This window comes from Amycolatopsis sp. QT-25 (assembly GCF_029369745.1).
Lineage (GTDB): Bacteria > Actinomycetota > Actinomycetes > Mycobacteriales > Pseudonocardiaceae > Amycolatopsis.
On record NZ_CP120210.1, the window covers coordinates 986856 to 1005382 of the forward strand.

At 68.6% G+C, this 18527-nt stretch carries 19 protein-coding genes; 11 read left to right on the forward strand and 8 right to left on the reverse strand.

All coding sequences use genetic code 11. From position 1 onward, the window contains the following. Positions 1-68 precede the first annotated feature (68 nt). Positions 69-953, reverse strand: a complete 885-nt coding sequence (locus P3102_RS04925) for a LysR family transcriptional regulator (RefSeq protein ID WP_276371630.1) — start codon at positions 951-953, stop codon at positions 69-71. 105 nt (positions 954-1058) lie between these two features. On the opposite strand from P3102_RS04925, the gene P3102_RS04930 reads away from it, so the two are divergent. Further along, entirely contained in the window at positions 1059-2291 is a 1233-nt protein-coding gene (locus P3102_RS04930; protein WP_276371632.1) for an MFS transporter, read from the forward strand. A 78-nt stretch (positions 2292-2369) separates the two neighbouring features. Here the strand turns inward: P3102_RS04930 and P3102_RS04935 are convergent, their stop codons facing one another. Beyond that, positions 2370-3020 (reverse strand): O-methyltransferase, encoded by a 651-nt coding sequence (locus P3102_RS04935; RefSeq protein WP_276366887.1) that lies wholly within the window; start codon positions 3018-3020, stop codon positions 2370-2372. A gap of 212 nt (positions 3021-3232) precedes the next feature. On the opposite strand from P3102_RS04935, the gene sigE reads away from it, so the two are divergent. Both sigE and P3102_RS04945 read left to right on the forward strand, forming a co-directional pair. After that, positions 3233-3820: an RNA polymerase sigma factor SigE gene (gene sigE / locus P3102_RS04940; RefSeq protein WP_276371634.1), complete on the forward strand. Its 588-nt coding sequence runs from the start codon at positions 3233-3235 to the stop codon at positions 3818-3820. Next, the gene (locus tag P3102_RS04945) at positions 3817-4494 is read left to right on the forward strand and encodes a zf-HC2 domain-containing protein (protein WP_276366889.1); all 678 of its coding nucleotides are present in this window, start codon (positions 3817-3819) and stop codon (positions 4492-4494) included. The genes sigE and P3102_RS04945 overlap by 4 nt, the downstream gene beginning before the upstream one ends. A gap of 9 nt (positions 4495-4503) precedes the next feature. Here P3102_RS04945 and P3102_RS04950 read toward each other — a convergent pair whose 3' ends face one another. Next, positions 4504-5154 carry a hypothetical protein gene (locus P3102_RS04950; protein WP_276366891.1) on the reverse strand — a complete coding sequence of 217 codons (651 nt, stop codon included), beginning with the start codon at positions 5152-5154 and terminating at the stop codon, positions 4504-4506. A gap of 161 nt (positions 5155-5315) precedes the next feature. Between P3102_RS04950 and P3102_RS04955 the strand changes: the two genes are divergently transcribed. Continuing rightward, on the forward strand, positions 5316-6857 hold the full coding sequence (locus tag P3102_RS04955) for a trypsin-like peptidase domain-containing protein (protein ID WP_276366892.1): 1542 nt from the start codon (positions 5316-5318) through the stop codon (positions 6855-6857). 56 nt (positions 6858-6913) lie between these two features. Beyond that, positions 6914-7333 carry a Sec-independent protein translocase protein TatB gene (gene tatB, locus P3102_RS04960; protein WP_276366894.1) on the forward strand — a complete coding sequence of 140 codons (420 nt, stop codon included), beginning with the start codon at positions 6914-6916 and terminating at the stop codon, positions 7331-7333. A gap of 71 nt (positions 7334-7404) precedes the next feature. Here the strand turns inward: tatB and P3102_RS04965 are convergent, their stop codons facing one another. The 4 genes from P3102_RS04965 to P3102_RS04980 are packed head-to-tail and all read right to left on the reverse strand — an operon-like array spanning position 7405 to position 11325. After that, positions 7405-8550, reverse strand: coding sequence for an Mrp/NBP35 family ATP-binding protein (locus tag P3102_RS04965; protein ID WP_276366895.1), 1146 nt, complete (start codon positions 8548-8550; stop codon positions 7405-7407). Between the two features lie 9 nt (positions 8551-8559). Beyond that, the gene (locus P3102_RS04970) at positions 8560-9069 is read right to left on the reverse strand and encodes a DUF1003 domain-containing protein (protein WP_276366897.1); all 510 of its coding nucleotides are present in this window, start codon (positions 9067-9069) and stop codon (positions 8560-8562) included. Beyond that, on the reverse strand, positions 9062-10369 hold the full coding sequence (locus tag P3102_RS04975) for a CBS domain-containing protein (protein ID WP_276366898.1): 1308 nt from the start codon (positions 10367-10369) through the stop codon (positions 9062-9064). Before P3102_RS04975 ends, P3102_RS04970 begins: the two co-directional genes overlap by 8 nt. 44 nt (positions 10370-10413) lie before the next feature. Continuing rightward, positions 10414-11325 carry an aminoglycoside phosphotransferase family protein gene (locus P3102_RS04980; RefSeq protein WP_276366900.1) on the reverse strand — a complete coding sequence of 304 codons (912 nt, stop codon included), beginning with the start codon at positions 11323-11325 and terminating at the stop codon, positions 10414-10416. Between the two features lie 88 nt (positions 11326-11413). On the opposite strand from P3102_RS04980, the gene P3102_RS04985 reads away from it, so the two are divergent. Beyond that, positions 11414-12256, forward strand: a complete 843-nt coding sequence (locus tag P3102_RS04985) for a slipin family protein (protein ID WP_276366902.1) — start codon at positions 11414-11416, stop codon at positions 12254-12256. Between the two features lie 93 nt (positions 12257-12349). Here the strand turns inward: P3102_RS04985 and P3102_RS04990 are convergent, their stop codons facing one another. Next, positions 12350-12766 carry a DUF4190 domain-containing protein gene (locus tag P3102_RS04990; protein WP_276366903.1) on the reverse strand — a complete coding sequence of 139 codons (417 nt, stop codon included), beginning with the start codon at positions 12764-12766 and terminating at the stop codon, positions 12350-12352. Positions 12767-13362: 596 nt separating this feature from the next. Here P3102_RS04990 and P3102_RS04995 point away from each other — a divergent pair. The 5 genes from P3102_RS04995 (at position 13363) to P3102_RS05015 (ending at position 18526) form a co-directional block, all read left to right on the forward strand. Beyond that, positions 13363-14559 (forward strand): acyl-CoA dehydrogenase family protein, encoded by a 1197-nt coding sequence (locus P3102_RS04995; RefSeq protein WP_276366905.1) that lies wholly within the window; start codon positions 13363-13365, stop codon positions 14557-14559. Between the two features lie 60 nt (positions 14560-14619). After that, positions 14620-15135, forward strand: a complete 516-nt coding sequence (locus tag P3102_RS05000; protein ID WP_276366907.1) for a general stress protein — start codon at positions 14620-14622, stop codon at positions 15133-15135. Positions 15136-15378: 243 nt separating this feature from the next. Beyond that, positions 15379-16701 carry an ABC transporter substrate-binding protein gene (locus P3102_RS05005; RefSeq protein ID WP_276366908.1) on the forward strand — a complete coding sequence of 441 codons (1323 nt, stop codon included), beginning with the start codon at positions 15379-15381 and terminating at the stop codon, positions 16699-16701. Next, positions 16698-17684: a sugar ABC transporter permease gene (locus P3102_RS05010; RefSeq protein ID WP_276366910.1), complete on the forward strand. Its 987-nt coding sequence runs from the start codon at positions 16698-16700 to the stop codon at positions 17682-17684. Before P3102_RS05005 ends, P3102_RS05010 begins: the two co-directional genes overlap by 4 nt. Continuing rightward, the gene (locus tag P3102_RS05015; RefSeq protein ID WP_276366911.1) at positions 17684-18526 is read left to right on the forward strand and encodes a carbohydrate ABC transporter permease; all 843 of its coding nucleotides are present in this window, start codon (positions 17684-17686) and stop codon (positions 18524-18526) included. Before P3102_RS05010 ends, P3102_RS05015 begins: the two co-directional genes overlap by 1 nt. The last annotated feature ends 1 nt before the right edge of the window (position 18527 follow it).

The window sequence follows — 18527 nt, forward strand, 5'->3', positions numbered from 1 at the left end:
CACCCGAAGTTAGCGAAAAAGCTTCCCCGCCGGAGTGGACGAACGGCAGCGACCGACCCTGACGATCGTCACCAATGTTGCCCCCGGATCCGCTCCCGGAACCGCAGCACGGCGGGCGGCAGCACCACGTCACGACGCCAAGCCAGGCCGATCGTCCGCCCGACCGGCGGCACCAGCGGGACTTCGGCGACGCCCGCCGGGCTGCCGGGTTCGAAGCGGGGGAGCAGAGCCACCCCCAGCCCGGCCGCGACGAGCCCTCGGACGGTGTCGGACTCCTGTCCCTCGAAGGCGATCTTCGGCGCGAAGCCGGCCGCGGCGCACAGGTCGTCGGTGATGGTGCGGAGGCCATAGCCGGTTTCGAGGAGGACGAACTCTTCGTCCTCGAGGTCTTCGATGGCGGCGTTGGGCCGGTCGGCGAGGCGGTGCGACGTCGGCACGGAAAGGAAGATCTCCTGCTCGGCGAGCACGGCGGTATCGAGCAGCGGGTCGTCGAGAGGGGCGGGCGCGAGCAGCGCGAGGTCGAGCTCACCGCTGGTCAGCCTGTCGACCATGTCCTGCCGTGAACCCTGGACCAGGGTGAACCGGACTCCCGGATGGTCCGCGCGGTAACCGCGGAGCAACGTGGGGACGAGGGACCGGCCGAGCAGGTGCAGGAAGCCGAGGACGACGTGCCCGGATTCGGGATCGACCTCTTCGCGGGCTTGGCGGACTCCGGCGTCGACGGTGGCGAGCGCTCGTTCGGCGGCGTCGGCCAGCAGCTCGGCGGCACGGGTGAGCCGGATGCCGCGGCCGTCGGGGACCGTCAGCGGCGCGCCGAGAGCCGCGCCGAGCGCCGAGATCCGGCGGCTCACCGTGGGCTGCGGGACACCGAGCAGTTCGGCCGCGCGTGTGACGTTCGTCGTGCGGCGCAGTGCGGTGAGCAAGGCGAGCTGGGGAGCTAGCTGGGCGGTCATCCTTTCATTCAGCACGGTATCGATTGTGGCAGAGGATCGTATTGGACGTATCGTTTAGCCAGGCTTAGTTTCGGTGTCGTGTCTGCCACCGGAACCACCCACCGGGTGACGATCGCCGTCGCCGCGGCCGGGATCTCCTCGTTCGCGCTGCTCTACGCGCCCCAGCCGGTGCTGCCGCAGCTGGCCGAGCAGTACCACCTCGATCCCGGTGGCGCTTCGCTCGCGGTGAGCGTCGCGACCGGCGCGCTCGCGATCGCCGTACTGCCGATCGCGGTCCTCTCCGAGGTCGTGGGACGGCGTCCGGTGATCATCGCTTCGGTGGTCGCGTCGGTGGTGTTCGGATTCCTGCTGCCGCTGGCGCCCGGCTATCCGGCGCTACTCGTGCTGCGGGCGCTGCAAGGGGTCGCCATCGCGGGGTTCCCCGGAGTGGCCGCCGCCTATCTCGCGGAACGGCTCGGCAAGGCCGGGCTCGCGGCCGCGGTGGGCGCGATGATCGCCGGGAACACCGTCGGCGGCATGATCGGCAGGCTCGCGGCCGGGTTCACCGCCGGGCCGTTCGGCTACCACGGCGCGCTGCTCGTCGTCGCGGGCGTCGGCCTGGTCTGCACGGTGGTCACGGTGCTGGCCCTGCCACCGCGGGAGCAAGGGACCTTTGCTGTCACTTCGACGGATCGCCGCAGGTCAGAGCACCTGCGTGCGCAAGGACGGGCGGTGCTGGCCGGACTCGGCGCCGCGGTCCGGAAACCGGTCCTGCTGGTCCAGTACGCCGTCGCGCTGCTGGCGATGGGCTCGTTCGTCGCGCTGTACAACGCCGCCGGTTTCCGTTTGACCGGTGAGCCGCTGAACCTCTCGCCCGCGATCGCCTCGCTCGTCTTCCTCTCGTACGCGATGGGCTCGGTCTCGTCGGCGACCGCGGGCAAACTCGTCGGCCGGTTCGGCCGCCGCGGGGCGCTCGCCGGCGCCCTGCTGCTCACGATCGCGGGCACCGCGCTGACGCTGTCCGACGCACTGGCGCTGGTCGTCGCCGGTTTCGTGGTGCTGACCGGCGCGTTCTTCGCCGCACACGCCGTCGCCAACGGCTGGGCCGCGGCGGAGGCGCCCGAGAACGCACGGGGCCAGGTCGGTGGGCTCTACACGCTTTCGTACTACCTCGGCAGCAGCGTCGGCGGCGCCGTCGGCGCGACCGTCTACGGCCATGCGGGCTGGAACTGGCTGATCGTGCTGACCGCCGCCTGGCTCGCGCTCGCCGCGGCAGCCGTGGTCATGGTGATCCCCAAGTCCGTCAAGGCCTCCTTGAGGGACTTGAAGCCATGCAGTGGCGCGCAGTCCCTCCGTTGAGGGGTGGCGACGGGGGCGCATGGACGGACTCTCGAGAATTCACGGACCGAGCGCTGAGGTGATAGCAAAGGTCCCTTGCTACGCGATCGCGGCGACCAGCAGCCCGCCGCCCACCGGCAACAGCGCCGGGACCAGCCGCTCGTCCTCCCGGAAGGCCCGCGCGACCTCGCGCAGCGCCAGGGTGTCCGGATCGCGCCGTGCGGGATCGGTCACCCTCGAACCCGAGACGTTGTGGAACGCCAGTATCCCGCCGGGCCGCAGCAGCGCGACGGCCCGCTCGTAGCAACTCGGGTACTCGATCGGCGCCGAATCGACGAACACCAGGTCGTAGCCGCCGGGGGTGAGCCGGGGGAGCACCTCGAGCGCGCGCCCCAGGATCAGCCGGGTCCGTCCCGGCGGGTAGCCGGCCTCGCGGAACGCCGCCCTCGCCGCCCGGTGGTATTCGGGCTCGATGTCGATCGAGGTGAGTATTCCGTCGTCGACCATGCCGCGAAGCAGGCACAACCCGCTCACCCCGGCCCCGGTCCCGACTTCCACGACGGCCTTCGCCCGCAGCGTCGTGGCGAGAAAACGCAGAGTCGCACCCGCGCCGGCGCTCAGCGGACCGCATCCCAGCTCGGCCGACCGCGCCCGCACGGTGGCCAGAACCTCGTCGTCGGGGACGTACCCGTCGACGAGGTCGGCGTCGGCGGTCTCGGCAGACGAGCCCGCATGCGTCCCGGAATTCACACGCGGAGGTTAGCGCTGCCTATCGCCAAAAGAGCGAAGACTCCCTGCTACCGAACTTCTCAGCCTTCTCTCAGTCCAGTCTCACTAGAAACATAAGCAGGCCGGACAGACTGGTCCTCGACAACGGGAACACCGTGCACATCGCCCGCGTTGGGTGGAGTAGTTGGGAGAAGACGCTGATGGAGGTGCCTACTTCCCCGATGCAGGAGACGATGCAGGACCAGCACGCGGACCAGGTCGCGCCGGTGACGGTGGACGAGGCCGCATGGACGCCGCCCTCGTGGGACGAGGTCGTGCGTGAGCACGCCGACCGCGTGTACCGGCTGGCGTACCGCCTGACCGGTAACGCCCACGACGCCGAAGACCTGACGCAGGAGACCTTCATCCGGGTCTTCCGCTCGCTCGCGTCCTACAAGCCCGGCACGTTCGAGGGCTGGCTGCACCGGATCACCACGAACCTCTTCCTCGACATGGCCCGCCGCCGCTCGCGCGTGCGGATGGAAGGCCTCCCCGAGGACACCGACCGCATCGTCGGTGACGACCCGAGCCCGGAGCAGGTCTACTCGGACACCCATCTCGACCCGGACCTGCAGGCCGCGCTCGACGAGTTGCCGCCCGAGTTCCGCGCCGCGGTCGTGCTGTGCGACGTCGAAGGCCTCTCGTACGAGGAGATCGGCGCCACCCTCGGGGTCAAGCTCGGCACCGTGCGCAGCCGGATCCACCGCGGCCGCCAGGCGCTTCGCGCTTCTTTGGAGCGCCGTCGCGCCGCGGCGCAGGAGTCTGCGAAGGTGGGGGTATGACCGCACCGCGAGGTTGGGGGCTCCCCGAGTCGCATCTGCTTCCGGACGCCATCGTCGCCTTCGTCGACGGCGAGCTGTCCCTCGGCGCCCAGGACCGGGCTTCGGCGCACCTCGCCCGCTGCCAGACGTGCGCGGCCGAGGTCGCCGCGCAGCGCCAGGCCGTCCACGCCGTGAAGCAGGCGGGAGCGCCGTCGATGTCGGCGGGTTTCCTGGCCAGCCTGTGCTCCATCCCGCAGAACACCGAACTTCCCGGCACGCCGGACAACCTGGCGATGACGGCCGACGGCCAGCTGGTGGCCATCCAGCGGCCCGACCGGGTCGCCGGCCTTCGCGACACCGGAGTGCTGGGCGGGGCGCCGCCCTTGGGATCTTCGACGCCGCTGGGCCAGTCGCCGAACGTCCTCGGCGGCGGACGGTTCGGCGTCGCTCGCCGGAAGTACGCGCAGGGTGCCGGAGTCGTCGTTTCAGGCCTGGTGCTGAGCGCCCTCGCCCTCGTCGCGACCTCGGGTGACGGCAGCGAGGAACAGCCGAACACCGGCTTCACCCCGCCGCAGGGGGTCAACGCCGGTCTGCTGCCCGCGCAGCTGGGCGGCGGCCCCCGGCCGGAACCGCCGCGCAGCCCCGCGCCGAGCCCGAGCACGTCGATCGCGCCCGTGCCCGTCTCGGCCCGCTGATCTGCTTCGTCAGGGTTTGACGAAGCAGATCGTCGCGCTCTTGAACTTCTGTGCCGCGCCGTACGCCGTGTAGGAGATCACCTCTTCCGTGCCTTCTTTGCACGGGCTGGTCACGTAGCTCGCCTGGTCGAACACCTCGCTGATCTTCAGCCGTGCTCCCGAGCAGTTCACCAGCGGCGGCGGGGTCTTGGTTTCGATGACGTCGAAACACAGCCCGATCTGGGCGTTGAGCCCCAGGCACAGGCCGACGCCCTCACCGCGCAACGGGGTCGGTACCGAGTAGCTGTAGAAGCCCTTGGGGCAGTCGCCCTTGACCGAGCCCTTCACGCTCACGACGTACGGCGTCTGCGGGTTGTCGCACGCGGTCTTCGTCGCGTCGGCCTCTTTTCCGGCGCCGGTGAGCTGGACACAGTCGCCGACCTCCAGTTTGGTGGCCTGTTTCTCCGGCCCGGCGGCCGCCTTCATCACCAGGATCAGGCCGATCCCGCCGCCGACCACGACGAGCGCGGCGACGAGCAACAGCACTTTCACCTTGGTGGACAAGCCTTTTTTCTTGGGCGGCTGCTGTGGCCAGCCCTGGTGCTGCGGCCACTGCGGCTGCGGCCATTGCTGCTGAGGGACGTTCTGGGGCGGAAAAGGAGCCCCCGGGTTCTCCGACATGCCCATTAGACTGCCAGATGTGAGACATGGTTTCCTCAAGTGTCACATTTGTTGGCCGATCCGGGGAATCAACGCGCACTTCACCGTGGTCACGGCAGAATCCAGGGCGAGGCTTGGCGTACTCTCGCGTCCGGCCAACCTGATCTCAGTCCCGGGGAATGATGACCGAGCAGCCGAACGCGAATCCGCAGCAGCCTGGTGAGCCAGCGGGCGATCGGCTGGCGCCGCGCCCGCTGGCCAGGCCCGCCGTCGATCCGGCGCAGGCGGCCACGTTCGGCAGGCCGCGCGGCGTCGACGGCGCCTTCGACAAGCTGTACCAGCCCGGCGCGAACGGGCAGGCCGCGCCGGGACTGAACCTGGCGCCCCCGACACCGGAATCGCTCGCCGAGGCCTTTCGCCGTCCGCCGGGCGCCGAAGGTGTCGTGCTCGAGCGGCCGCACGGGTCCAACGGCTCCGAACCGTCCTCGAACGGTGCGGAAGGTCCGCTCTGGACCACGACTTCGGACCCGTGGCGCGACCCCGGCTCCGGTGCGGTGCTCGCCGGGCCCGCCGTCCAGCAGGACTCGGAAGAGGAGAAGGACGCGAAGCGCCCGCAGGGTGCGCTGCTGAGCCTGCCGGAGGTTCTCTTCGGACGGCGTGTGCAGGCGAAGGCGCTCGCGATGCTCGCCGCCGTCGCGCTGGTCGTCGGCGCCGCCGGGGGGCTGATCGGCTGGTGGTTCGCCGACACCGGCAGCGAACTGACCGGCCAGGCCAGCATCTCCGAAGCCGACGCGGCCAAGGAACGTCCGGCGGGCTCGATCGCGGACATCGCCCACCGGGTGGCGCCCGCCGTGGTCTCGCTCGAGGTGTTCAAGCCCGGCGCCGAAGCCGGTCAGCAGGGCTCCGGCGTCGTCATCGACACCCAGGGCTACGTGCTCACGAACGAACACGTGATCTCCACCGCGACGACCGATTCGGCCACCAAGGTCACCGCCGTGTTCTTCGACGGCAGGCGCGTCGAGGCGAAGGTCGTCGGCGCCGACCCCAAAACCGACCTGGCCGTGGTCAAGGTCGACGTCGGCAACCTGACCGCGTTGCAGGTCGGGAAGTCGTCCGACCTCGCCGTCGGGGACTCGGTGATCGCCGTCGGTTCACCGCTGGCGCTGCAGAACTCGGTCACCGCCGGCATCGTGAGCGCGCTCAACCGGCCGGTCACCGCGGGCGGCGACGGTGGCAGCGCGCCGGTGATCTACGAGGCCATCCAGACCGACGCCGCGATCAACCACGGCAACTCGGGCGGCGCGCTCGTGGACGCGACCGGCGCGCTGGTCGGGATCAACTCGGCGATCCGCTCGTCCAGCGCCGAAGGCGGCAGCATCGGCATCGGTTTCGCCATTCCGAGCGACTACGCGGTGAAGATCGCGAAAACACTGATCAAGGACGGCAAGGTCGTCCATCCCGACATCGGCATCAACGCTTCGTCCACCGTCGCGGGCTCCAGCACCATGGGCGCGCAGGTCCGCAACGTGGCCCCCGGCGGCCCGGCCGCCTCGGCCGGGATCAAGGAAGGCGACGTCGTCACCGAAGTCGGCGGACGGGCCGTGCGCGACTCGGCGGAGCTGCTCGTCGCGGTCCGCGCGCGCGAAGTCGGCGAAGTGGTCCCTGTCCGCCTTGTCCGGGATGGGTCTTCGCTTGTGGTGGACGTGAAACTGGCCTCGGACTAGCGAGTTCGGCCGGGGTACCCTGAACGGGGAAGACGCCGAGGCGGAGGTTCACACGGGTGTTCGAGAGTGTCGGCTGGGGCGAGATCCTCATCATCGTCGTCGCGGGTCTTTTCATCCTCGGTCCGGAACGGCTGCCCGAAGCGGCGGCCTGGATGGCGAAGAGTGTCCGCAAGGTCCGGGATTTCGCGACCGGGGCCAAGACGCAACTGCGCGAAGAGATGGGCCCGGAGTTCGATCAGCTGCGCAAGCCGCTGGAAGACCTGCGGGGCCTGCGGAACTTCGACCCGAAGCGGGTCGTCACCCAGCACCTGTTCGACGGTGACACGGATCCGCTGGGGCTCAAGGACGTCAACGGCACCAAGGGCGCGAACGGGTCCAACGGCGCCGCGAAGCCCAACGGCTACCCGGCGACGGCCTCGCAGCCGGAGCCGCTGAAGCCCGGGGAACGCCCGCCGGTCGACCCCGACGCCACCTGACCTTCCCGCAATCGGTCACCTACTTGCGATGGTCATCCCTCGCAAGTAGGGGACCAATTGCGAAGAGGGGGTCAGCGGCCCGCGGGGGTGACGTTCAGCATCATCCCGGCCAGCCCGCGCGCCCGGACGGTCAGCTTCTTCGCCGCCTCCTTGAGCACGAGCGACGCCGGCGCGTCCGGTTCGGCCAGCACGATCGGCGTGCCCGCGTCGCCGTGGGAGACCACGCGCGGGTCCATCGGGACCTGGCCGAGCAGCGGCACGGTCGACCCGACCGACTTCGACAGCGAATCGGCGACGGACTGCCCACCGCCGGAGCCGAAGATCTCCATCCGTCCGCCGTCGGGCGTTTCCAGCCACGACATGTTCTCGATGACCCCGGCCACCCGCTGCCGCGTCTGCAACGCGATCGCGCCCGCGCGCTCGGCCACCTCGGCGGCCGCCTGCTGCGGGGTGGTGACGACCAGGATCTCCGCGTTCGGGATGAGCTGCGCCACCGAGATCGCGATGTCGCCGGTGCCCGGCGGCAGGTCCAGCAGCAGGATGTCGAGGTCGCCCCAGAACACGTCGGCGAGGAACTGCTGCAGCGCGCGGTGCAGCATCGGCCCGCGCCACACCACGGGGGTGTTGCCCGGGGTGAACATGCCGATGGAGATGACCTTCACGCCGTGCGCCTGCGGCGGCATGATCATGGTGTCGACCTTGGTCGGCTTCTCCCGCGCGCCGAGCATCCGCGGCACCGAGTGCCCGTAGATGTCCGCGTCCACCACGCCGACGGAAAGCCCGCGTTCGGCCATCGCGGCCGCGAGGTTCACCGTCACCGAGGACTTGCCGACGCCGCCCTTGCCGGACGCGACGCAGTAGACCCGCGTCAGCGAACCCGGCTGCGCGAACGGGATCACCGGTTCCGCGGCGTCACCGCGCAGGGATTTTCGCAGCTCCGTGCGTTGTTCGTCACTCATCACGTCGAGCTCGACCCGGACGTCGCTGACGCCGGGGAGCTTCTTGACGGCTTCGGTGGTGTCGTTGGTCAGTGTCGCCTTCAGCGGGCAGCCGGCGACCGTCAGGTAGATCCCGACGGTGACCACACCGTCCGAGCCCACCTCCACGCCCTTGACCATGCCGAGTTCGGTGATCGGTTTCTTGATCTCCGGGTCGTACACGGCCTTCAGCGCGGTGCGGACATCGTCGACGCTGGGGAGTTGCTGCGTACTGGTCACCCCACCATGTTACGTACCGGTAGCGGCGCGGTCGGGTCTGGCCTTGCGCGGCTTGGCATCGAGATCTTCGCGGAGCCGGTCGAGTTCGCCCCGCAGGAAGTCCCGGGTGGCGACCTCGCCGAGCGCGATCCGCAGCGACGCCAGCTCCCGGGCGAGGTATTCGGTGTCCGCCTTGGTCTGTTCGGCGCGGTTCCGGTCTTCCTCCAGCGAGACGCGGTCGCGGTCGTCCTGGCGGTTCTGCGCCAGCAGGATGAGCGGCGCGGCGTAGGCGGCCTGGGTGGAGAACGCCAGGTTCAGCAGGATGAACGGGTACGGGTCCCAGCGCAGGGAGACCGCCACCAGGTTCAGCACGATCCAGACGATGACCGTGAGTGTCTGCCAGAACAGGTACTTGCCGGTGCCGAGGAACCGCGCGACCCGTTCGGTGAGCCTGCCGAAGGTGTCCGGATCCAGGTTCAGCCGGAACCGGCCTTGGCCGCGGGGCTGGTCGAGCCGTCGACCGGACGTCAGTTCAGGCACGTTCGGCCTCCTCGCTCTCTTCGGTGGTCTCGCCGGTGCTGTCGTGCAGCCCGGTCTCGCGCCAGTCCTCCGGCAGCAGGTGGTCGAGCACGTCGTCGACGGTGACCGCGCCGAGCAGGTGGTGCTCGGCGTCCACCACCGGCCCGCAGGTGAGGTTGTAGGCGGCGAAGTAGCGGGTGACCTCGGACAAGGTCGCGTTCGGCCGCAGCGCGGGCAACTGGGTGTCCACGGTGCTCGCCACCATCTCCGCGGGTGGTTCGCGCAACAGCCGCTGGAAGTGCACGACACCGACGAAGCGGCCCGTCGGCGTCTCCGTCGGCGGACGGCTGACGAACACCATGCTCGCCAGCGCCGCCGGGAGGTCGGCGTTGCGGATGTGCGCGAGCGCCTCCGCGACCGTGGCGTCCGGCGTCAGCACCACCGGTTCGGGGGTCATCAGCCCGCCCGCGGTGTCGGAGGAGTACTCCAGCAGCCGTTTCACCGGCGCCGATTCCTCGGGTTCCATCAGTTCCAGGAACCGGTTCTGGTCGGCGGGCGCCAGTTCGGCCAGCAGGTCGGCGGCGTCGTCGGGGTTCATCGCTTCGAGGATGTCGGCAGCCCGTTCCTCGGCGAGGTAGGACATCAGTTCCTTCTGGTCGTCCTCGGGAAGCTCCTCGATCACGTCGGCGAGGTGCTCGTCGTCCATCGCGTCGGCCACCTCATGCCGCCGTTTCAGCGGCAGATCACGGACCGTGGCGGCGATGTCGGCCGCGCGCATGGTGTCGAACAGCATCAGCAGCTGCGCCGCGCCCTGGGTCTGGCCGGTCAGGTCGGTGAGCCCCAGTCCGGACACCTCCGACCACGGCAGCACCTGCATCGGCGTGCGCCGCTTGCCCAGGCCGAGTCTGCTCGACCGTTCGCGGATCGCGAGTTTCGCGAGCACCCAGTCCCGCGTTCGCGTCGGCTCCATGCCGGCGTCGACGACGGTGACGCGGGTGTCCGAGCCCGTGAGCGTCGCGTACGCGTCGAAAAGCTGCCCGACCACCAGTACCTCGTTGGGCCGCTGATGGAAGCGCCGCATGTTCACCGATCCGGTGGCGAGGGTGACCGCGCTGGGCTCGATCGAGGTCACCCGCAACATCGGCACGAACACCCGGCGCCTGGTCGTCAGTTCGACCACGATGCCCAGGATCCGCGGTGGCTGCTGATCCAAACGCAGGCCGGCCACCACGTCCCGCACCTTCCCGATCGATTCGCCATCGGGTCCGAAAACCGGCAAACCGGCCAGTTGAGCTGCGAATACCCTGTTCACGGCTGCCATGCCCGAAGGTTATCGGCTCACGGGGCGGGAGACGATTCGTGTGATCAGGGCAATGCCCAGGCGGCGATTGCGGGAACGGCGGCGTAGGCCGGGTCTTCGGCGATGGTCTCGGGCGACGCGCCTTCGGCGAGGTCCTCGTGGAGCCAGATCCAATTCCGCACCGCGCGGACGAGCGTCCACGCGCGTGTGCGTTCGGCGTCCACTTCGGCCGCCTCGGCGAACCACGCGATCTTCTCGTCCATTGTGGACTCGTTCGCCCGGTTCCAGAGGATCGAGATCGCGCCGAACTCGAGATCCCCCGAAAGTGGCTTCGGGTCGATCACCAGCCACGGTTCGCGGTCCCCGGCGAGGACGTTCTCGAAGTGCAGGTCCTCGTTCACCATCAGCTCACCGGCTTCCGGGCCGAGGTGCACGCAGACTTCCACGGCCGCGTCGACGTACTCGCGGTCGAACGGTTCACCCAGTTCGCTCCAGGACGCCGGGAGTTCGGTGACCAGCTCCGCGGCTTCCTCGCGAAGGGAGCGCCGCAGCGTTTCGGGAGCGGGGACGGCCAACCGTCGCGCGATCGCGCCGACCGTCTCGACGGCCTGCCGGATCGGCTCCGTTTCCAGCGACCGGGTGGCGTCGAGCCGCTCCAGGAGCAGCACGCCGTCCTCGGGCACGTTGTCGTACATCAGAACCGCGCCCTGACCGGCCCAAGTGGACAGTGCCAGCGGTTCGTCGCCGGATTCCTCGTGCGGCCAGCCGAGTTTGAGGATGGCGGGGGAGCCGTCCGCGCGGCGCACGGGCTGCGCGACGCCGACGAAACCGTGCATGGCCTCGCCGTCGTAGTCGAGCTGCCACTTGGCGGTGTACTTCTCGGCGAGGAACGGCAGCGAGTCGAGCCATTCGGCGGCTCCGGGGCCGAGTCCGGCGGCGCGATCGAGGAATCTGGGCGGGATCTTGAAACCGGTCACGGACCCACCTTGGCAGGCCTGTCCACCGTGTTTTCCCCGTGACCCGCCCGGCGTACCGTGAACAGCGAGAACAACCCCGGGAGCAGCCATGGTGGTGGAGATTCTCAGTGCGGTCGCCGTCGCGGGCGGTGCTTGGTTCGCGGCCGGCCTTCGCGTGGTGAAACAGTACGAACGCGGCCTCGTGTTCCGGTTCGGGCGGGTGCGCCCGAACATCCGGCAGCCGGGACTCGCGCTGCTGGTGCCGTTCGCGGACCGGCTGCAGAAGGTCAACATGCAGATCGTCACGATGCCGATCCCCGCACAGGACGGCATCACCCGCGACAACGTCACCGTGCGGGTGGACGCGGTGGTGTACTTCAAGGTGATCGACCCGGTGCTGGCCGCGGTCAACGTGCAGGACTACCGCTCGGCCGTCGGCCAGGTCGCGCAGACCTCGCTGCGGTCCATCATCGGCAAGAGCGACCTGGACGACCTGCTGTCCAACCGCGAACGGCTCAACGAGGGGCTGGAGCTGATGATCGACAGCCCGGCGCTGGACTGGGGTATCCACATCGACCGGGTCGAGATCAAGGACGTCGCGCTGCCGGAGTCGATGAAACGCTCGATGTCCCGCCAGGCCGAAGCCGAACGCGAACGACGCGCGCGGGTCATCTCGGCGGACGGGGAACTCCAGGCGTCGTACAAGCTCTCGCAGGCGGCCGCGACCATGGCCGACACCCCGGCGGCGCTGCAGTTGCGGCTGTTGGAGACCGTCGTGCAGGTCTCGGCGGAGAAGAACTCGACGCTCGTCCTGCCGTTCCCGGTGGAACTGCTGCGTTTCCTCGACGCGAACACGCCGAAGCGCGAGGCTCCTCCTGCGCAGGGCGACGGTGAGGTGGCGCCGGCGCCGCGCGAACCGGACGACGCGGAACAACACCCGGGTGTCGGCTGAGCGACCTCAGGTCGGGCTCGATCAGCGAAAACCCCAGCTCAGCGAGTCAGGCGAGAGCAAAGGTCCCTTGCTCTCGCCGCGCGTGAGACCGCGCTAATCCAGCTCGCCCCGCACGCCGAGGATGATGAAGGTCCCGCCGAAACCGACGTACAGCGCGATGACGACGTAAGCGATGATCACCGCCGCGAGCGCGATGCCGCGTCCGCCCGCCTCGCCGCGATTCGCCTTCGCCAGCCCGATGTGTCCCAGGATCAGGCCGACGATCACGGTGACGCACGAGCAGAGGCCGACGATCGAGCACACCAGTCCGGCGATCGCCATCCCGTTTTCCTGTGATCGCGGAGGCGCCACCACCGCGTACGGGTTGTACGGCCGCGGCGACGGATACGCGACCGGCAGCGGCGCGGGCGCATACACCGGAGGAACCGGCGGAGCCGCGAACGGCGGCGGAACGGGCTCGGCGGTCAGCGGGTCGATGGCCTGCCCGTACGTCTCGTCCGGGACCGGCACGGAAGCCGGATCGGGAGCAGGAGCGGGGTCCGGGGCAGAAGCCGAAGGTGCCCCGAACGGAGCGGGCGGCTCGAACGGCGCGGGCGGCGTGAAGGGCGCCGGCGGCTGGAACTGCCGTGGTTCCGTCGAACTCGCCACGGTCTCGGCCGCCGAAGACTCAGAAGCCGCTGTTGACTCAGAAGCCGCTGTTGACTCAGAAGCCGCTGTTGGCTCAGAAGACGCCGACGGAGCCGATGTCGGGTCCGCGAAGGTGTCCGAGTCGGTGTAGGACGACGTCGGCGGTGTGTCCTGAGAGTCGGAACTGCTCATCCGGTTGGCCCCCTGGTTCGTGCGGGACACCACCGTATCCGGGGACGGCTCACGAGACGCCCGCGGCTCCGTGCCCTGGCCGCCCGCTTCACCGATTGCAAGGGGAACCCACCGAAGGGCTGCTGAACCAGGTCCGTCCCCTCGGACTGGGATCGCCTTGTCGCTGTGGTGACATGGCCACGGATGGCGTACGCGTGACTGCGCTCATAGCGAGGTCCCCGCTCAGGCGTCATACTCACCGGTAACCCAGCGCCGGGAGCCCGGTGCGCGCGAATTTAGGAGCAGCCATGGCTCGCCTCGCCCAGACCGCCGGTTTGACCGACGTGCAGTCCGAGATCCTGGCCACGGTCCGCCAGTTCGTGGACAAGGAGATCATCCCGCGCGCGCAGGAGCTCGAGCATTCCGACACCTATCCCGCCGACATCGTCGAGGGAATGAAGGAAATGGGGCTGTTCGGGCTCACCATCCCGGAGGAGTACGGCGGCCTCGGCGAATCGCTGCTGACCTACGCGCTCGTGGTCGAGGAGATCGCACGCGGCTGGATGAGCGTGTCGGGCGTGATCAACACGCACTTCATCGTGGCGCACATGATCTCCCGTCATGGGACGCCCGAGCAGAAGCAGCACTTCCTGCCGCGGATGGCGACCGGTGAGGTCCGCGGCTCGTTCTCGATGTCCGAGCCGGACCTCGGCTCCGACGTCGCCGCGATCAAGACCCGTGCCCGCAGGACCGACGACGGTTACGTCATCGACGGTGCGAAGATGTGGCTGACCAACGGCGGCAGCTCCACCCTGGTCGCGCTGCTCGTCAAGACCGACGAAGGCGCCGAGAAGGCGCACCAGAACCTCACCACGTTCCTGGTCGAGAAGCCCGAGGGCTTCGGCGAGGTCGCTCCCGGCCTCACCATCCCCGGCAAGATCGACAAAATGGGTTACAAGGGCGTCGACACCACCGAAGCCGTGTTCGACGGCTACGAGATCGGCGCGGACAAGGTCCTCGGCGAAGCGCCGGGCAAGGGTTTCGCGTACATGATGGACGGTGTCGAGGTCGGCCGGGTGAACGTCGCCGCGCGCGCCTGCGGCATCGCGATCCGCGCGTTCGAACTGGCCGTCGAGTACGCCCAGCAGCGCAAGACTTTCGGCAAGGCCATCGCCGAGCACCAGGCGATCGCGTTCAAACTCGCCGAGATGGCCACCAAGGTCGAGGCCGCGCACCTGATGATGGTCAACGCCGCCCGCCTCAAGGACTCCGGCGAACGCAACGACGTCGAAGCGGGCATGGCCAAGCTCATCGCCAGCGAGTACTGCGCCGAGGTCACCCAGGACTCGTTCCGCATCCACGGCGGCTACGGCTACTCCAAGGAATACGAGATCGAGCGGCTCATGCGCGAAGCGCCGTTCCTGCTCATCGGCGAAGGCACCAGTGAGATCCAGAAGACCATCATCAGCCGCGGTCTGCTCCGTGAGTACAAGTCCCGCTCCTGAACGTTCGCGCCGTTCGCCCGTCCTTGAGAAGATGGACCGGGACGGGCGAGAGGTGATTACGTGAGTGCTCCCTTTGGCGGAAGCGGCCGGGCCGCGGATGGGCTGCCCAGGCTGCCGACCCCGCCTTCCGGCTGGCCGATCGGCTCCTACGCGACGTATGGCGAAGCGCAGCACGCCGTCGACTATCTCGCGGAGAAGGAGTTCGGGGTCACCGACGTGACCATCGTCGGTGTCGACCTGATGCTCGTCGAGCGTGTCCTCGGCAAGCTGAGCTGGGGCCGGGCGCTGGGCACCGGCGCGGTCTCGGGCGCGTGGTTCGGGCTGATCATCGGGCTGCTGCTGGGCATGTTCGACAACCGGGGGTTCGCGTGGCAGCCCATGATCGGCGGGCTCGTGCTCGGCGTCCTGGCTTGGACGGTCTTCGCGGCGATCAGCTACGGCATGTCCCGTCGCGACTTCTCCTCCGCGAGCCAGCTGGTCGCCGGCCGCTACGACGTGCTCTGCCGGCCGCGTTCGGCCGAACGCGGCCGCGAACTGCTCGCCCAGCTCGCGTTGGGCGGCCCTCCCACCAGGTGACCAGGGGCCGGGCCACTGACATTCGGCGGTACTGGTTCACCTGTTCGTCGTGCGGTCCGCTGAATCGTTACCGATACTGCTTGCGGGCGGTGATCGCCCGGAATAGGTTGCACAACACCAGTCGGGCGGTCGCGTACTCCAGCGTGTCCGCCTGAGCACTAGCACGTCGGGGTGCTGGCGCGCGGCGTCTTCAACGCGTCCTAGCGCCGCCGCTCCCCGGGCGTGCGCGGGTGAGGAGGCCTCATGGGGAAGAGGATGAGCGCGAGCCGGAGGGGCCGCTCACCAGGCCGCGCCGGCTCGCTACTCGGCGCGACCGCGCTGACGGTCGGTCTGCTGGCGGGCTGTGGTTCGGACACCGGACTCAAGATCAACGTCTACTACGCGCCGGAAGACAACTTCCAGTCCGTTGTGGACGATTGCACCAAGGCGTCGGGCGGCCGGTACGAGGTCGTTTACCACAAACTGCCGCGAGGAGCCGACGGTCAGCGCGAGCAGATGGTGCGCCGCCTGGCCGCCGGCGATGATTCGCTCGACGTACTGGGGCTGGACGTCACCTGGGTCTCCGAGTTCGCCGAGGCGGGCTGGGTCGACGAATGGACGGGTGAGGCCAAGGCCGAGGCGACCGCCGGCGTGCTGCCGGGGCCGCTCGAAACCGCCATGTGGAACGGAAAGCTCTACGCGGCGACCAAGAACACGAACGTCCAATTGCTCTGGTACGACGACAGGCTGACCCCGGCGCCGCCGAAGACCTGGGACGAGCTGATCCGGCAGGCCCAGGCGCTCAAGGCGCAGGGCAAACCGGCGAACGTCGTGTTCACCGGCGCGCAATACGAAGGCCTCGTCGTCATCTACAACACGCTCGTCGAATCGGCGGGCGGCAGGATCCTCTCCGACGACGGCAAGTCCGTCGTGATGGACGAGGGCGCGGTCAAGGCGCTGGAGATGCTCAAGAAGATCACCACGGCCGGGATCACGGACCCGTCGCTGACGAACATGAAGGAGGACGACGTCCGCCAGGCGTTCCAGCGTGGCAACGCCGCCTTCGAGCTGAACTGGCCGTTCGTGTACGCCTCCTACGCCAAGGAGAAGCCCGGCGACCTGAGCCACTTCAAGTGGACCACTTATCCGCAGTTCGAGGCGGGCAAACCCGCCAAGACCACGATCGGTGGCTACGACCTGGCGGTCAGCTCGACTTCGAAGCACAAGGCCGAGGCCTACGAGGTCGCGCTGTGCCTGCGCAACGAGAAGAACCAGAAGTTCTCCGCGCTCAAGGACGGTGTCCCGCCGACGATCGAGTCGCTCTACACCGACACGGTCCCGCTCGACGCCACTGCCGGCGTGAGCGACGACAACCCGAGCATGGACACGAAGTACCCGATGCGGGAAACGATCCTGGACGCGCTCAAGGACGCGGCGGTGCGCCCGCTGACTCCGGCGTACCAGAACGCCTCGACCGTGTTGTCGAAGGTGCTTTCCCCGCCTTCCGGCATCGATCCGCAGAAGACGGCGGAGAAGCTGAAGGAACAGCTCGCCGACGCGCTCCAGTCGAAGGGGGTGATCCCGTGACCGTGCAGGAAGCCGCCGGTTCGGCGACCGCGAGCGAACCGGGCAAGAAGAAGCCCGCGCTCAGTGAAGGCAAGCGGGCCGAGCGCAGACTCGGGCTCTGGCTGTGTGCCCCGGCGGCGTTCGTGATGATCGCCGTCACCGGATATCCGATCATCTACTCGATCTGGCTTTCGCTGCAGCGTTATGACCTCAGGTTTCCCGCGCAGCGGGAGTTCGTCGGCCTCGACAACTACATTTCGGTGCTGTCCAACGGTTACTGGTGGACGGCGTTCGGGACGACGATGGGCTTGACCATCGTTTCGGTGGTGATCGAGTTCGTCCTCGGCATGGGCCTGGCGCTGATCATGCACCGGACCCTGGTCGGACGGGGCCTCGTGCGGACGGTCGCCCTGATCCCGTACGGCATCGTGACGGTGGTCGCGGCGTTCTCCTGGTACTACGCCTGGACGCCGGACACGGGCTACCTGGCCAACCTGTTCTTCCCGGACAGCGCCCCGCTGACCCAATACTGGCCGTCGCTGGCGATCATCGTGCTGGCCGAGGTGTGGAAGACGACGCCGTTCATGGCACTGCTGCTGATGGCGGGGCTGGCGCTGGTGCCGGACGACCTGCTGAAGGCCGCGGCGATGGACGGCGCGACCGCGTGGCAGCGGTTCACCAAGGTGATGCTGCCGGTGATGAAACCGGCGATCCTGGTGGCGTTGCTGTTCCGCACCCTGGACGCGTTCCGCATCTTCGACAACATCTTCGTGCTCACCAACGGCGCGCAGGATACGTCGTCGGTGTCGATGCAGACCTACAACAACTTGGTCAAGGGCCTGAACCTCGGCATCGGGTCGACGATGGCGGTACTGATCTTCATCACGGTGGCGATCATCGCGTTCCTCTTCATCAAGGTGTTCGGCACGGCCGCGCCTGGCGGCGCTGATGGCGCCTCGGCGAAAAAGCGTGCTTCGGCGGCAGACAACGGGGGTAAGCGCTGATGGCCATCGGTGGAGCGGTCACTCCCGGCCGCAAAGTCAAGTGGGGCCTCGTCGACGTCCTGGTCCTGGTGTTCGCGCTGTTCCCGGTGCTCTGGGTGGTCTCGCTGTCGTTCAAGACCAAGGAGACCCTGGACGACGGGAACTTCATCCCGTCGGAATGGACGTGGCAGAACTACGCGGACATCTTCGAGACCACGGAGTTCATCCGGGCACTGGTGAACTCGATCGGGATCGCGATCATCGCGACGGTGATCGCGGTCGTCCTCGGCACGATGGCGGCGTACGCGATCGCGCGGCTGGAGTTCCCCGGCAAGCAGGTGCTGGTCGGGATGTCACTGCTGATCGCGATGTTCCCGCAGGTGTCGCTGGTGACGCCGCTGTTCAACATCGAACGTGAGCTGGGGCTGTTCGACACCTGGCCGGGGTTGATCCTGCCGTACATCACGTTCGCACTGCCGCTGTCGATCTACACGCTTTCCGCGTTCTTCCGGGAAATCCCGTGGGAGCTGGAGAAGGCGGCGAAGATGGACGGTGCGACCCCGGCGCAGGCGTTCCGGAAGGTGATCGCGCCACTGGCGGCACCGGGGGTGTTCACCACCGCGATCCTGGTGTTCATCTTCTGCTGGAACGACTTCCTGTTCGCGATCTCGCTGACTTCGACCGAGGCCTCGCGTACGGTCCCGGCGGCGCTGTCGTTCTTCACCGGTTCCTCGCAGTTCGAAGACCCGACCGGGACGATCTCCGCGGCCGCCGTGGTGATCACCGTCCCGATCATCCTGTTCGTGTTGTTCTTCCAGCGTCGCATCGTGGCGGGGCTGACGTCCGGTGCGGTGAAGGGCTGAT

Coding starts and splice junctions, on each gene's coding strand:
- P3102_RS04925 (WP_276371630.1), bottom strand. CDS start 953: ATGACCGCCCAGCTAGCTCCCCAGCTCGCCTTGCTCACCGCACTGCGC.
- sigE (WP_276371634.1), top strand. CDS start 3,233: ATGCAGGACCAGCACGCGGACCAGGTCGCGCCGGTGACGGTGGACGAG.
- P3102_RS04945 (WP_276366889.1), top strand. CDS start 3,817: ATGACCGCACCGCGAGGTTGGGGGCTCCCCGAGTCGCATCTGCTTCCG.
- P3102_RS04950 (WP_276366891.1), bottom strand. CDS start 5,154: ATGTCGGAGAACCCGGGGGCTCCTTTTCCGCCCCAGAACGTCCCTCAG.
- P3102_RS04955 (WP_276366892.1), top strand. CDS start 5,316: ATGACCGAGCAGCCGAACGCGAATCCGCAGCAGCCTGGTGAGCCAGCG.
- P3102_RS04975 (WP_276366898.1), bottom strand. CDS start 10,369: ATGGCAGCCGTGAACAGGGTATTCGCAGCTCAACTGGCCGGTTTGCCG.
- P3102_RS04985 (WP_276366902.1), top strand. CDS start 11,414: ATGGTGGTGGAGATTCTCAGTGCGGTCGCCGTCGCGGGCGGTGCTTGG.
- P3102_RS04995 (WP_276366905.1), top strand. CDS start 13,363: ATGGCTCGCCTCGCCCAGACCGCCGGTTTGACCGACGTGCAGTCCGAG.
- P3102_RS05005 (WP_276366908.1), top strand. CDS start 15,379: ATGGGGAAGAGGATGAGCGCGAGCCGGAGGGGCCGCTCACCAGGCCGC.
- P3102_RS05015 (WP_276366911.1), top strand. CDS start 17,684: ATGGCCATCGGTGGAGCGGTCACTCCCGGCCGCAAAGTCAAGTGGGGC.